Raw genomic sequence first — 15,796 nt, forward strand, 5'->3', positions numbered from 1 at the left:
GATGGAGAGCTGACCAATGGCCACGTCCGCGGATCAGATCGTCGAAGCCCTCCGGGCCTCGCTGCGGGAGAACGACCGGCTGCGCAAACAGCACCAGCAGCTGGTCGACGCCGCCGGTGAACCCCTCGCCATCGTCGCCATGAGCTGCCGCTTCCCCGGTGGAGTGCAGACCCCCGAGGAGTACTGGCAGCTGCTCGCGGAGGGCGTCGACGCGCTGTCCGAGTTCCCCGCCGACCGGGGCTGGGACCTGGGCGCCCTCGATGTGACGACCACCCGCGGCGGCTTCGTGCACACCGCCGACGAGTTCGATCCGCAGTTCTTCGGGATGAGCCCGCGCGAGGCGCTGGCCACCGACCCCCAGCAGCGGCTGCTCCTGGAAGTGTCCTGGGAGGCACTGGAGCGGGCAGGCATCGACCCGATGACGCTGCGCGGCAGCCGGACCGCCGTCTTCGCGGGCTGCAGCAATCAGGAGTACGGCTCCGGGCTGCGCGGCAGCGTCCCCGAGGGCGTCGAAGGGCACATCCTCACCGGCACCACGGGCAGCGTCGTCTCGGGCCGGGTCGCCTACGCCCTCGGCCTCGAAGGCCCCGCCGTCACCATCGACACGGCCTGCTCCTCCTCGCTGGTCACCCTGCACCTCGCCGCACAGTCCCTGCGGGCGGGCGAATGCGACCTCGCCCTCGCGGGCGGTGTGGCGATCATGTCGACCCCCGCTGCCTTCGTCGAGTTCGACCGGCAGGGCGGGCTCGCCCGCGACGGCCGGTGCAAGCCCTTCTCCGACGACGCCGACGGCACCGGCTGGGGCGAAGGCGCCGGCATGCTCCTCGTCGAACGGCTCTCCGACGCCCGCCGCAACGGCCACCCCGTGCTCGCCCTGCTCCGCGGCAGCGCCCTCAACCAGGACGGCGCCTCCAACGGCCTCACCGCCCCCAACGGCCCCGCCCAGCAACGGGTGATCCGCTCCGCGCTCACCGGCGCCGGGCTGACCGCCGCCGACGTGGACGCCGTCGAGGCCCATGGCACCGGCACGACGCTGGGCGACCCGATCGAGGCGCAGGCGCTGCTCGCCACCTACGGCCAGGACCGCCCGGCCGACCGGCCGTTGTGGCTGGGCTCGGTGAAGTCCAACATCGGGCACACCCAGGCGGCCGCTGGCGTGGCCGGCGTGATCAAGATGGTCCTCGCCCTGCGGCACGGCATCCTGCCGCAGAGCCTGCACACCACCCGGCCCTCCACCCACGTGGACTGGTCGGCGGGCAGTGTCCGGCTGCTGACCGAGCCCGTGGCCTGGCCGGACGGTGACCGGCCGCGCCGCGCCGCGGTCTCCTCCTTCAGCATCAGCGGCACCAACGCCCACACCATCCTGGAACAGGCCCCGGAGGACCGGACCCAGACGCCGGAGGTCGGGGAACAGCCCGCAGCGGACGGGGAACAGGCCGTCGAAGCCACCCCGCCCTCCACCTCCGCCCGACTTCCGCACCTCCCGTGGGTGCTCTCCGCCCGCAGCGCGGACGCCCTGCGGGCACAAGCCGGCCGTCTGCGCGCACACCTGGAGCGCCACCCCGACGCGGACCCGTACGATCTGGCCTACTCGCTCGCCACCTCCCGGTCGGCCTTCGAACACCGTGCGGTGCTGCTCGGCACCGACCCGGCCGACCTGCGCGGCAAGCTGACCGCACTCGCCGAGGAGGGCCCGCACGCCGCGGCCGCCGTCAGCGGCTCCCCGCTCCGCGGCAAGACCGCCTTCCTGTTCACCGGCCAGGGCGCCCAGCGCCTCGGCATGGGCCGCGAGCTCTACGAGACCTTCCCCGTCTTCGCCGACGCCTTCGACGCCGCCTGCGCACACCTCGACCCGGAGCTGTCACAGCCGCTCGCGGACGTCGTCTTCGGTCAGGACGCGGCGGCGCTGGACCGGACCGGCTTCACCCAGCCCGCGCTCTTCGCCTTCGAAGTGGCCCTCTTCCGGCTGCTCACCTTCTGGGGCATCAAGCCCGACGTCGTCATGGGCCACTCCATCGGCGAACTCGCCGCCGCGCACATCGCCGGCGTGCTGTCCCTCCCGGACGCCTGCCGCCTGGTCGCGGCCCGCGGACGGCTGATGCAGGCGCTGCCGCCCGGCGGCGCCATGGCCTCCCTCCAGGCGACCGAAGCCGAGGTGTTGCCGCTGCTGGCGGACGCCGCGGACCGCGTGAGCATCGCCGCGGTCAACGGCCCCGACGCCACCGTCATCGCCGGCGACGAAGCCACCGTGGACACCCTCGCCGGCCACTTCCGGGACCTGGGACGCAAGGTCTCCCGGCTGCGGGTCAGCCACGCCTTCCACTCGCCGCTCATGGACCCGATGCTGGAGGAACTGCGCGCCACCGCCCGCGGCCTCGCCTACCAGCAGCCGCAGATCCCCGTCATCTCCAATGTCACCGGCCGCCTCGCCGCCGCCGACGAACTGTGCAGCCCCGACTACTGGGTGCGCCACGCCCGTCAGGCCGTACGCTTCGACGACGGCGTCCGCGCCCTCGCCGACCGCAACGTCACCCGGCTCGTCGAACTCGGCCCCGACGGCACCCTCACCGCGCTGGCCGCGGCCTGCCTGCCCGACGGCGACAGGATGCTGACCCCCCTCCTGCGCAAGGACACACCCGAAGCCCTCGGCCTGCTCACCGCGCTCAGCAGGCTGCACATCTCCGGCGTCCCCCTGGACTGGGCCGCCCTGCTGCCCGGCGCGCGCCGCGTCGACCTCCCCACGTACGCCTTCCAGCGCACCCGCTACTGGCTGCACGCCGCACCCGCCGACGACATGCCCGGCAGCCGCCCGGCGGACTCCGCGTTCTGGACCGCCGTCGAGCAGCAGAACGTGCCCGAACTCGCCGACAGCCTCAGCCTCGACCGCTCCCTCCTCGAACCGGTCGTCCCCGCCCTCGCGGCCTTCCACCGCGACCAGCAGCAGCACTCCACCGCCCGGACCTGGCGGTACACGGAGCACTGGGAGCCGGTCGACGCCCATCCCGCCACGACCGCACCGGCCCACTGGCTGCTCGTCGTCCCCGACACGGACGCAGCACACCACCGGCCCGTCGCCGCCGCCCTCACGACCGCACTGGCCGGACACGGCGCGACCGCCACCACCCTGAGCCTGCCGCCGGACGCCGACGCCGACCACATCGCGCAACGGATCGAGGAGAGCCGCGACCGGGACGGTGACCCGGACGAGCTCCACGTCCTCTCCCTCCTCGGCCTCGGCACCGCCCGCGACCCCCACCACCCCGACACCCCCGCCGCCCTCGTCCAGACCGGTGCGCTCGTCCAGGCACTGCTCCGCACCGACGCCCCCGTCCGGCTGTGGACCGCAACCCGGGGCGCCGTCAGCATCGGCCGCTCCGACCCGCTCAGCGCCCCCGGGCAGGCCACCCTCTGGGGCCTCGGCCGCAGCGCCGCCATCGAACACCCCGACCACTGGACCGGCCTCGTCGACCTGCCCGAACAGCTCGACGAACGCGCCCTGGACCGACTGTGCGCGGTGCTCCACACACCCGCCCACGATCCCGCGCACGGCAACGAGTTCGCCCTGCGTGCCTCCGGCCTCTTCGCCCGCAGACTGGTCCGAGCCCCCCGCCCCGATCAGCCCCGCGGCGCGTCCGCCTGGGCGCCGGCCGGCACCACGCTGATCACCGGCGGCACCGGCACCATCGGCTCCGCACTCGCCCGCCAACTGGCCCGCGAAGGCGCCGCACACCTGCTGCTCATCAGCCGGCGCGGCCCCGACGCCCCGGGCGCCCAGGACCTGGTCGCCGAACTCACCGCCCACGGCACCCGTACCACCCTCGCCGCCTGCGACCCCGCAGACCGCGACGCACTGGCGCAGCTCCTCGCCTCCCTCCCCGAAGACCAGCCCCTGACCAGCGTCTTCCACACCGCAGGCGTCCTCGACGACGGCACCCTCGCCACCATGGACGCCGAGCGGTTCGCCACCGTGCTGCGCCCCAAGACCGAGGCCGCCGCCAACCTCCACGAACTGACCCGCGCCCACGACCTGACCGCGTTCGTCCTCTTCTCCTCCATCGCGGGCACCCTCGGCGCGGCCGGCCAGGCCAACTATGCGGCGGCCAACGCCGGCCTGGACGCCCTCGCCCAGCACCGACGGGCCCACGGCCTGCCCGCGACCAGCATCGCCTGGGGCCCCTGGGCACACGACGGCATGGCAGCAGACCCCACCCTGCGCGCCAAGCTCAGCCGCGCGGGCCTGCCGCCCATGGAGCCGGAGACCGCACTGGTCGCACTGCACCAGGCACTCGACCACGGCGAGACACACCTCGTCATCGCCGACATCGACTGGGACCTGTTCCCCGCCGGCCGCAACGCGCTCTTCCGCAAACTGCCCGAAGCCGCCGCCCAGAACCCCGGCCAGGACACCCCGGCCGACGACGTCCGCAGCCTCCTCGCCACCCTGCGCACCCCAGCCGAACAGGAACAACACCTGCTCCGCCTGGTACGCCGGACCACCGCCACCGTCCTGGGATACCCGGGCCCCGACGCCGTCGAGACCACCCGCACCTTCCAGGAACTCGGCACCGATTCCCTCACCGCCGTCGAACTGCGCAACACCCTCTCCACGGCCGTCGCGCTGCCCCTGTCCCCGACGCTGGTCTTCGACTATCCGACGCCGACGGCACTGGCCCGTCATCTGCGCGCCGAACTCCTGGGAGACCTCGGCGAGCAGCACACCGCAGCCCTCGCGCACCCCGTCCAGGACGACGGGGAACCGATCGCCATCGTCGGCATGGCCTGCCGCTACCCCGGGGACGTACGGTCACCGGAGGACCTCTGGCAGCTGATCGCCGACAACGGCGACGCCATCACGCCCTTCCCCGACGACCGCGGCTGGAACATCGACGCCGTCTACGACCCCGACTCCGGCTGCCCGGGCACCAGTTACGTCCGCGAGGGCGGATTCGTCCACAGCGCCGGCGACTTCGACCCCGGCTTCTTCGGAATCTCGCCCCGCGAGGCCCTGGCCATGGACCCCCAGCAGCGGATGCTGCTGGAGATCTCCTGGGAAGCCGTCGAACGGGCCGGCATCGCCCCGCTGTCGCTGCGGGGCAGCCGCAGCGGACTCTTCGTGGGCTGCGGCTACCAGGGCTACGGTTCGGGTTCCGTCGATATGCCCGACGACCTCCTGGGCCATCTGCTCACCGGCAGCTCCGGCGCCGTGGTGTCCGGCCGCGTGGCGTACGCCCTGGGCCTGGAGGGACCCGCGGTGACCGTGGACACCGCATGCTCGTCATCGCTGGTCGCCTTGCACCTCGCGGTGCAGTCCCTGCGCTCGGGCGACTGCGACCTCGCCCTCGCCGGCGGCGTGACCGTGATGTCCACGCCGGGTGCGTTCATCGAGTTCAGCAGGCAGCGGGGTCTCGCCGCGGACGCCCGCTGCAAGCCGTTCGCCGACGCCGCGGACGGCACCATCTGGGGTGAGGGCGCCGGCGTCGTGCTGGTGGAGCGCCTCTCGGACGCCCGGCGCAATGGCCACCGGGTGCTCGCGGTCGTCCGCGGCAGCGCCGTGAACCAGGACGGCGCGTCGAACGGCCTCACGGCCCCGAACGGCCCCTCCCAGCAGCGGGTGATCCGGCAGGCACTGGCCGGCGCGGGCCTGACGGCATCGGACGTCGATGCGGTCGAGGGCCATGGCACCGGCACCACCCTGGGCGATCCGATCGAAGCTCAGGCACTCCTGGCCACCTACGGCCAGGACCGCGACGCGGACCGGCCGTTGTGGCTGGGTTCGGTGAAGTCGAACATCGGCCACACGCAGGTGGCAGCGGGCGTGGCCGGTGTCATCAAGATGGTGGAGGCCCTCCGGCACGGCGTCCTGCCGCGGACCCGGTACGCGGAGCAGCCGTCCTCGCACGTGGACTGGTCGGCCGGGCAGGTCCGGCTGCTGGCCGAGGACATACCGTGGCCGGCGGCGGACCGGCCCCGCCGGGCCGGCGTCTCGTCCTTCGGCGTGAGCGGCACCAACGCCCATGTCATCCTCGAACAGCCTCCCGCGGACGAGCCCCAGGACGAGCTTCAGGACGAACTCCAGGGCGGCGACCCTGAGGACGCACCCACTCGGGCGCCCGCACCGGCCCTCGTGCCCTGGGTACTGTCCGGACGCAGCGAGGCGGCCCTCAGGGCGCAGGCAGCGCGCCTTGCCGCGCATCTGACCGCCCACCCCGTACTCGACCCGCGGGATGTGGGACTCTCGCTCGCCACCACCCGATCGCCGTTCGAGCACCGAGCCGTCGTACTCGGCGAGGACCGGGAAACGCTGCTCAACAGCGTGCACGCCCTCGGCCGCGGCGAGCCCCAGGGCCACGTAGCCGAAGGCATGACCACCTCCGAAGGCAGCCTTGCCTTCCTGTTCACCGGGCAAGGGGCACAACGACTCGGCATGGGACGGGAGTTGTACGAGGCCTTCCCGGTCTTCGCGGACGCTTTCGATGCGGTGTGTGCGCACTTCGACGGCGAGTTGGAGTCGTCGCTGCGGGGTGTGGTGTTCGGCGAGGATGCGGAGAGGCTGAATCGGACGGGGTTCACTCAGCCGGCGTTGTTTGCGGTGGAGGTGGCGCTGTTCCGGTTGGTGGAGTCTTTCGGTGTGCGGCCGGATTTCCTGGTGGGGCATTCCATTGGTGAGTTGGTGGCTGCGTATGTGGCGGGGGTGTGGTCGCTGGAGGATGCGTGTCGTTTGGTGGCGGCGCGCGGGCGGCTGATGCAGGCGTTGCCGGCGGGTGGCGCGATGGTCGCCCTTCAGGCCGCCGAGGGTGAGGTATTGCCCCTGCTGAAGGGCCAGCAGCAGCGGGTGAGCATAGCCGCGGTGAACGGACCGACGTCGGTTGTGATCTCCGGTGAGGAATCCGCGGTGGCGGAGATCGCCGCGCGTTTCGAGTCCGAGGGTCGGAAGGTGAAGCGGCTCCAGGTCAGTCACGCCTTCCATTCACCGTTGATGGAGCCGATGCTCGACGAGTTCCGTGCCGTCGCGGAGGGCGTGGCGTACGCGGAGCCGCGTATCCCGGTGGTCTCGAATCTGACCGGCGAGCTCGCCACGTCACATGAGTTGACGTCCCCCGCCTACTGGGTGCGGCACGTCCGCGAAGCCGTCCGTTTCGCCGACGGCATCCGCTGGCTGGCGGAGCACGAGGTCACCCGATTCCTGGAGATCGGCCCGGACGGCACCCTGACCGCCATGGCGCAGGGCTGCCTCGACAGTGACGCGGGCGCGGACCCTCTCCTCGTGCCCGCCCTCCGCAAGGACCGTCCGGAGGCCACCGGGCTCCTCACCGCCCTCGGCCACGCCTATGCCCGCGGCGTCCCCGTCGACTGGGCCACGCTCTTCGCCGGCACCGGCGCGCGCCAGGTCGAGCTGCCCACCTACGCCTTCCAGCACCAGCGTTACTGGCTCGGGCTCGCCCACACCAACGCCACCAACCTCGGTTCGGCGGGATTGCAGGCGGCCGAGCACCCCCTGCTCGGGGCCACCATGACGCTCGCCGACTCGCACTCCGTCGTCTTCACCGGCCGGCTCTCCGCGCAGGACCACCCGTGGCTGGCGGACCATGTCGTCGACGGCTCCCTCCTCGTTCCCGGTACGGCCTTCCTGGAACTCGCGCTCCGCGCCGCCGACCAGGCCGGTTGCCACCACGTCGAGTCACTGACCGTCGAAGCCCCCCTGGTGCTGCCGCCCCACGAATCCGTCCAGCTCCAAATGCGCATCGAGGAGCCGGACCTGCACGGCACCCGTGCACTCACCCTCCACTCCTGCCGCATCGGGAGCACCGGCGTCGCGGAGGAACCGTGGGTCCGGCACGCCACCGGCCTGCTCGGCTCGACCGATCACCGCGAGACCTTCGACTTCGCCGTCTGGCCCCCGGAGGGAGCGCAGCCCGTCCCGACGGACGGTCTCTACGAGGCCTTCGCCGACGCCGGGATCGCCTACGGCCCCGCCTTCCGCGGGCTGCAAGCCGTCTGGCAGCGGGACGCCGACCTCTTCGCCACGGTCGAGCTCCCCGAATCATCGGAGGCCTCGTCCTACGGGCTGCACCCCGCATTGCTCGACACCGTCCTCCATGCCCTGGCGCTCGAAGCGGACGAGACTGCCGTACTCGGACAACTGCCGGTCTCCTGGCAGGACGTGAAGCTGTACGCCTCGGGAGCCACCGTGCTGCGGGCACGTATCTCGACGAGCGCGGACGGCGCCCTGTCGCTCCAGCTGGCGGATGCCGTAGGACAGCCGGTGGCGGAGATCGCTTCCCTCACCCGGCAGCCGATGACGGCTGAGACGTTCAGCCGCGCCTGGCAGGGCAGCACCCACTCCGATGCCCTGTACCGGGTCGACTGGACCCGTGTGCCCGAGACCGCCGCGGAACCCGTCGACCTCGTCGATCTCGCGGATCTCGGGGGTCTCCATGACCTCGGCTCCGCACCGGACGAGGCCATGCCGCCGTTCGCCGCGCTGCGCCTCGACGCCCTCACCGGCGAACCCGACGGAACTCCCGCGGCCGCACGGGCCGCCACGAACCGGGCGCTGGCCTGCATACAGGAATGGACGGAAGCCGAGCACCGCTCCGCCACCCGACTCGTGGTGGTGACACGGAACGCCGTCCCGGCGGAACTACAGCAGCCCGACCCCGCACAGGCCATGGTCTGGGGCCTGGTCCGAGCCGCACGCGTCGAGCACCCCGACCGCTTCGTACTCGTGGACGTCGACGGCACGGACGCCTCGCTGGCAGCGCTGCCGACCGCCCTGGCCTCGGGTGAGCCCGAACTCGCCCTGCGGGAAGGCACGGCCTATCTGCCGAGGCTGAGCACGAACATCCGGCGGGACGAGCTGTCGATGCCGTGCCTGCCGCAGGACGGATGGTCCCTCGAAAACGCCGACGAAGGCACGCTGGAGAGCCTGCGCCTGGTGCGGCGCCCCGAGGCGAGGGACGAGCTGGAGCCCGGACAGGTGCGCATCGCGGTGCGGTCCGCCGGGGTGAACTTCCGCGATGTGCTCAACGTCCTCGGCACGTACCCGGGCGATGCGGGCGCATTGGGCCTGGAGGGGGCCGGCGTCGTGACCGAGACGGGTCCCGGTGTCGTGGGTCTGATGCCGGGTGACCGGGTGATGGGGTTGTTCCCGTATGCCTTCGGTCCGGTGGCGGTGGCGGATGAGCGGATGGTGATCCGGATTCCGGAGGGGTGGTCGTTCGCGCAGGCGGCGTCGGTTCCGGTGGTGTTTTTGACGGCGTATTACGCGCTGGTGGAGCTGGGTGGGGTGCAGGCGGGCGAGTCGGTGTTGGTGCATGCCGGTGCGGGTGGTGTGGGGATGGCTGCGGTGCAGTTGGCGCGGCATCTGGGTGCGGAGGTGTTCGCGACGGCGAGCCCCGGCAAGTGGGGCACGTTGCGGGGGCTGGGTCTGGATGAGGCGCATATTGCCTCGTCGCGTGATCTGGACTTCGAGCGGTCGTTCCTGGAGGCCACCGACGGCCGGGGCGTGGATGTGGTGCTGGATTCGCTGGCGCGGGAGTTCGTGGATGCTTCGCTGCGGCTGCTGCCGCGCGGTGGTCGTTTCTTGGAGATGGGCAAGACCGATATCCGTGAGCCGGAGCGGGTGGCGGCGGAGCATGCGGGTGTGCGGTATCAGGCGTTCGATCTGTTGGAGGCGGGCGAGGACCGGATCGGGGAGATGTTTGCGCAGGTCCGGGAGTTGTTCGAGGGGGGTGTGTTGGAGCCGTTGCCGGTGACGGCGTGGGATGTGCGGCGGGCGCCTGAGGCTTTCCGGTATCTGAGTCAGGCGCGGCATGTGGGCAAGGTCGTGCTGACGATGCCGGTTCCGCTGGATGTGGAGGGGACGGTCCTGGTCACGGGCGGTACCGGTGGGCTGGGTGCGTTGGTGGCCCGGCATCTGGTGGCCGAGCACGGGGTTCGGCATCTGTTGTTGGCCAGTCGGCGGGGGCCGCAGGCTCCTGGTGTGGATGTGCTGCGTGAGGAGCTGATGGCTCTGGGTGCGGAGGTGGAGGTCGCTGCCTGCGATATCGCCGACCGTGCGGCGTTGAGCGGGTTGCTGGAGTCCGTACCGAAGCACCACCCCCTCACCGCCGTCGTCCACACCGCCGGCGTACTCGACGACGGCATGCTGTCCTCCCTGACGCCCGCGCGCATGGACGCGGTGCTGGCGCCGAAGGTGGATGCGCTGGTGCATCTGGACGAGCTGACGCGTGGCGCGGACCTGGCGGAGTTCGTGGTGTTCTCGTCGGTGGCGGGAACCTTCGGCAGCGCGGGCCAGGCCAACTATGCGGCGGCGAACGCGTTCGTGGACGCCCTGATGTGCCGGCGTAGCGGGTCGGGGCTGCCGGCGAGATCGTTGGCGTGGGGCGCGTGGGCTCCGAACGCGGGCATGACCGGCGAACTGAGCGAAGCAGACCTCCAGCGCATGGCTCGCGGCGGCATCACGCCCTTCACCGAGGAGCGCGGTGTGGAGGCGTTCGACGCCGCTCGACACACCGCCGTACCCGTGGTGGTCCCGGTGCAGCTGAATCACACGATGTTGCGAGAGCAGCATGCCGCGGGCGTTCTTCCGCCGCTCATGCGCGGGCTGCTGGGGAGAAGTGCGCGTCGTACCGCTGTCTCCTCGGCGGTGGAGCTGACTCCGGCCGATGCCCTGCGATCCCGGCTTGCCCCCTTGTCCCAGGACGAGCGGCGAACCGCCCTGCTGGAACTCGTACGCACCCAGGCGGCACTGGTCCTCGGACACCCCGGCCCCGAGGCGATCGAGCCCACCCGCGACTTCCGGGGCCTTGGTGTCGACTCCCTCACCGCCGTGGAGTTGCGCAACCATCTGCAGGCCGCCACCGGGCTGCCGCTGCCCGCCACTCTGGTCTTCGACTACCCGTCTCCGCTGGTGGTGGCTCGCCACCTGGAAGGCGAGCTGTCCGACGGGGACGAGACCGCTGATGCGGGGGCCATTGCTCCGACGGCGACGATATCGCCGGATGAGCCGGTGGCGATTGTGGCGATGAGTTGTCGGTTCCCGGGTGGGGTGGGGTCGCCGGAGGAGTTGTGGGGGTTGTTGGTTGCGGGTGGGGATGGTGTGGTGCCGTTCCCGGTGGATCGTGGTTGGGATGTTGCGGGGTTGTATGACCCGGAGCCGGGTGTGCCGGGGAAGGTGTCGACTCGTGAGGGTGGGTTTTTGCCGGGGGTTGATGAGTTCGATCCGGGGTTTTTCGGGATTTCACCGCGTGAGGCGGTGGCGATGGATCCGCAGCAGCGACTTCTGTTGGAGGCGTCGTGGGAGGCGTTTGAGCGGGCGGGGATTGTTCCTGGGTCGTTGCGGGGTTCTCGTACGGGGGTGTTTGCGGGGACGAATGGTCAGGATTACACGGGGTTGTTGGTGGCGTCGGGTGAGGAGGATTTGGGGGGTTATATCGGTACGGGTAATGCGGCGAGTGTGGTGTCGGGGCGGTTGTCGTACACGTTTGGTCTTGAGGGTCCTGCGGTGACGGTGGATACGGCGTGTTCGGCGTCGTTGGTGGCGTTGCATTTGGCGGTGCAGTCGTTGCGTGCGGGTGAGTGTGATTTGGCGTTGGCGGGTGGTGTGACGGTGATGTCGACGCCGGGGTTGTTTGTGGATTTCAGTCGGCAGCGGGGGTTGGCTGCTGATGGTCGGTGTAAGGCGTTTTCGGATGCTGCGGATGGTGCGGGGTTTTCTGAGGGTGTGGGTGTGTTGGTGGTGGAGCGGTTGTCGGATGCGCGGCGGAATGGGCATCGGGTGCTCGCTGTCGTACGCGGCAGCGCTGTGAATCAGGACGGTGCGTCCAACGGTCTGACCGCCCCCAACGGCCCCTCGCAGCAGCGGGTGATTCGGCAGGCGCTGGCTGGTGCGGGACTCTTGCCCTCCGACGTGGATGTGGTGGAGGCGCACGGGACGGGGACGTCGCTGGGTGATCCGATCGAGGCGCAGGCGTTGCTTGCGACGTATGGCCAGGGTCGGGATGAGGATCGGCCGTTGTGGCTGGGTTCGGTGAAGTCGAATATCGGGCATACGCAGGCGGCTGCGGGTGTGGCGGGTGTCATCAAGATGGTGCTGGCGCTCCAGCACGGTGTGCTGCCGCAGACGCTGCACGTCAATGAGCCCTCTTCGCATGTGGATTGGTCGGCGGGGGAGGTGCGGTTGCTGACGGAGTCGGTGGAGTGGCCCGAGACGGGTCGGCCGCGGCGGGCGGGTGTGTCCTCGTTCGGCATCAGCGGCACCAACGCCCACACCATCATCGAAGAGGCGCCGGTAACCGACGAGAGGGCGGAGCGCGAAGAGTCGCTCAAGCTGCCCGCAGTGCCCTGGATCATCTCAGCTAGGGACGAAGCCGGCTTGACGGCACAGGCACGCCGGCTCCTGACGCACCTGGACGAGTTTCGTCCCGACGCCGCCGATGTCGGCTTCTCCCTGGCCACGTCCAGGGAGGTATTCGACCACCGCGCCGTGCTGCTCGTCGATGAGCACGAAACGGCCGTACAGGGGCTGACCGCACTCGCCGAGGGCCGAAAAGCCGCCGGTGTGGTGCGCGGTACCAAGGGACTGGGGCGGTCCGCATTCCTGTTCACGGGGCAGGGGGCGCAGCGTTTGGGCATGGGCTGGGAGCTGTACGACACCTTCCCGGTTTTTGCGGACACGTTCGACGCGGTGTGTGCCTGCTTTGACGGCGAGTTGGAGTCGTCGCTGCGGGGTGTGGTGTTCGGTGAGGATGCCGAGGCATTGAATCGGACGGGGTTCACTCAGCCGGCGTTGTTTGCGGTGGAGGTGGCGCTGTTCCGGTTGGTGGAGTCCTTTGGTGTGCGGCCGGATTTCCTGGTGGGCCATTCCATTGGTGAGTTGGTGGCTGCGCATGTGGCGGGTGTGTTGTCGCTGGAGGATGCGTGTCGTTTGGTGGCGGCGCGTGGTCGGTTGATGCAGGCGTTGCTGGCGGGTGGGGCGATGGTCGCCCTCCAGGCCGCCGAGGATGAGGTATTGCCGCTGCTGGAAGGGCTTGAGCAGCGGGTGAGTATTGCGGCGGTGAACGGTCCGCAGTCGGTTGTGATCTCTGGTGAGGAATCCGCGGTGGCGGAGATCGCCGCGCGTTTCGAGTCCGAGGGTCGGAAGGTGAAGCGGCTCCAGGTGAGTCATGCCTTCCATTCGCCGTTGATGGAGCCGATGCTCGACGAGTTCCGTGCCGTTGCGGAGAGTGTGGCGTACGCGGAGCCGCGTATCCCGGTGGTCTCGAATGTGACCGGTGAGCTCGCTACGGCGGAGGAATTGACGTCGCCTGATTACTGGGTGCGGCATGTCCGTGAGGCCGTCCGTTTTGCTGACGGTGTGCGGTGGGTGGCGGAGCAGGGGGTGACCCGGTTCCTGGAGATCGGGCCGGACGGCACCCTGACCGCCATGGCGCAGGGTTGCGTGGACAGCGCGGACCTGCTGCTGTTGCCCGCCTTGCGGAAGGACCGGCTGGAGTCGGAAGCCCTTTTGACGGCGGTCAGTGGCATGTTCGTCCACGGTGCAGAGGTGCGGTGGCAGGCGCTCTTTGCCGGGGCCCGGCGGGTCGATCTGCCCACGTACGCGTTCCAGCGTGAGCGCTTCTGGCCGAGCAACTCGGGGACTGCGGCCGGGCACGCCGCGGCTCAGCCGGCGGACGACGGGGCCGCGTGGTTCTGGGAGGCCGTGGAGCGCGAAGATCCGGAGGCCCTGGCCGGGGAACTGGCGATCGCCGGGGATGCCTCATGGGATGAGGCCCTGAGCGCGTTGTCGTCGTGGCGGCGGCAGCAGCGTGAGCGGTCGGCGGTGGACGGCTGGCGGTATCGGGTGCAGTGGAAGCCGGTCGGTACGGAAGCCGGCGAGGAGTTGTCCGGGCGTTGGCTGGTGGTGACGCCCGAGGGCGTGGCGGAGTCGCGTGCGGCCTCTTCGGTGGTGGAGGGGCTGGCGGCGGGTGGTGTGCAGGTGGAGCGGGTGGAGTGCGGCCTGGATGTGGAGCGGGGTGCGCTGGCTGAACGATTCGCGGAGATCGCGGGTGAAGCCGTCGCGGGTGTGATGGTGCTGCCGGGTGGCATCGAGGCGGAATCCGCTGGTGGGGTGCCAGCGGGTGTGTGGTGGACGACTGTGGTGGTGCAGGCGTTGGGGGATGCGGGTGTTGGCGGGCGTGTGTGGGTGGTGACGCAGGGGGCCGTCGCGGTCGGTCGGTCGGATGCCGGTCCGGATCCGGTGGGTGCGGCGGTGTGGGGTCTGGGTCGGGTTGCGGCTTTGGAGTTGCCGGATCGTTGGGGCGGTCTGGTGGATCTTCCGGAGTCGGTGGACCGTGGGGCGCTCGACCGCTTGGTGGGTGTGCTGGCGGATGGCTCTGAGGATCAGGTGGCGGTGCGGGCGTCCGGGGTGTTCGGGCGCAGGCTGGTGCACGCTCCGGCTCCCGCCGGTGAGACGGCTGATGGTTGGCAGCCGCGGGGGACGGTGCTGATCACGGGTGGTACGGGCGCGTTGGGTGCGCGTGTGGCGCGTTGGGTGGCCGGGCGTGGTGCCGAGCATGTGGTCCTGACGAGTCGCCGGGGCCTGGAGGCTCCCGGTGCGTCGGAGTTGGAGTCGGAGCTGTCGGCGCTGGGCGTACGAGTGACGTTGGCGGCTTGCGATGTCGCTGATCGGGATGCGGTCGAGGAGCTGTTGTCCGGGTGTGTGGTGGACGCGGTCGTTCACGCGGCGGGTGTGGTGGATTCCGTGTCGCTGGGTGAGGCGGACGGGGGTCATTTCGCTGAAGTGATGGAGGCGAAGGTTTCCGGTGCCGTGGTGCTGGATGAGGCGTTGCGTGATCGGGAGTTGGACGCGTTTGTGGTGTTTTCCTCGATTGCTGGTGTGTGGGGGAGTGGCGGTCAGGGCGCGTATGCGGCGGGGAACGCGTTTGTGGAGGCTCTGGTCGAGGCGCGTCGTGCGCGGGGCGCGGTGGGTTGTTCGGTTGCGTGGGGTCCGTGGGCCGGTGGCGGGATGGCTGGTGTGGAGGGCGCGGAGGAGCATCTGCTGCGGCGTGGCTTGAGGGCGCTCGATCCGGTCCTCGCGGTCTGCGCGTTGGAGGCGGTTGTTGGTGCGGGTGAGGGTTCGGTGGTGGTGGCGGATGTGGAGTGGGAGCGGTTTGCTCCGGCGTTCACCAGTGCCCGTCCGAGTCCGTTGCTGGCCGACCTGCCGGAGGTCGCTGACGCGATGGGTGGCACGTCCCGGGCGGAGGTCGAGGACGGGGGAGAGTCCTTCCTCGGCAGGGTCGCGGACCTTTCCGCGGTGGAGCGCTCGCAGGCCGTACTCGACCTCGTACGCAGCCACACGGCTGCCGTTCTCGGATTCCGCGAGATGAAGGCCGTGGAGCCCGTCCGGGCGTTCCGGGACCTGGGATTCGACTCACTCACCGCGGTCGAGCTGCGCAACGGGCTGAACGCCGAGACCGGGATGCTGCTCCCCGCCACCCTGGTCTTCGACTACCCGACGCCCCAGCTTCTCGCGGAGCATGTGCACGACACCCTGTTCGGCACCGCAGACGTCGAGCCGGAGGCCGCCGTACTCGCTGACCTGGACCGTCTGGCCAGCGCGATTTCAGGATTTTCCCCAGAGAACGCCGCCAGGGGGCTCGTCGAGGCCCGTCTTCGGAGCATCCTGTCTGAGCTGGGCGGGGTGGCCGAGGGCGATGCGAAGTCCGCCGTGTCCCAGCAGCTGGACGCGGCCTCGGACGACGAGATCTTCGATTTCATCAATCAGGAGCTCGGCCGTTCCTGAACGCCGCTGGTG

The 15,796-nt window shown here is 70.7% G+C and carries 1 protein-coding gene; it reads left to right on the forward strand.

Annotated elements, in window-relative coordinates:
- The first annotated feature begins 16 nt into the window (after positions 1-16).
- Positions 17-15,784 carry a type I polyketide synthase gene (locus BKA18_RS36075; protein WP_429638754.1) on the forward strand — a complete coding sequence of 5,256 codons (15,768 nt, stop codon included), beginning with the start codon at positions 17-19 and terminating at the stop codon, positions 15,782-15,784.
- Positions 15,785-15,796 lie beyond the last annotated feature (12 nt).

Source organism: Streptomyces auratus (genome assembly GCF_050433025.1).
Lineage (GTDB): Bacteria > Actinomycetota > Actinomycetes > Streptomycetales > Streptomycetaceae > Streptomyces > Streptomyces sioyaensis.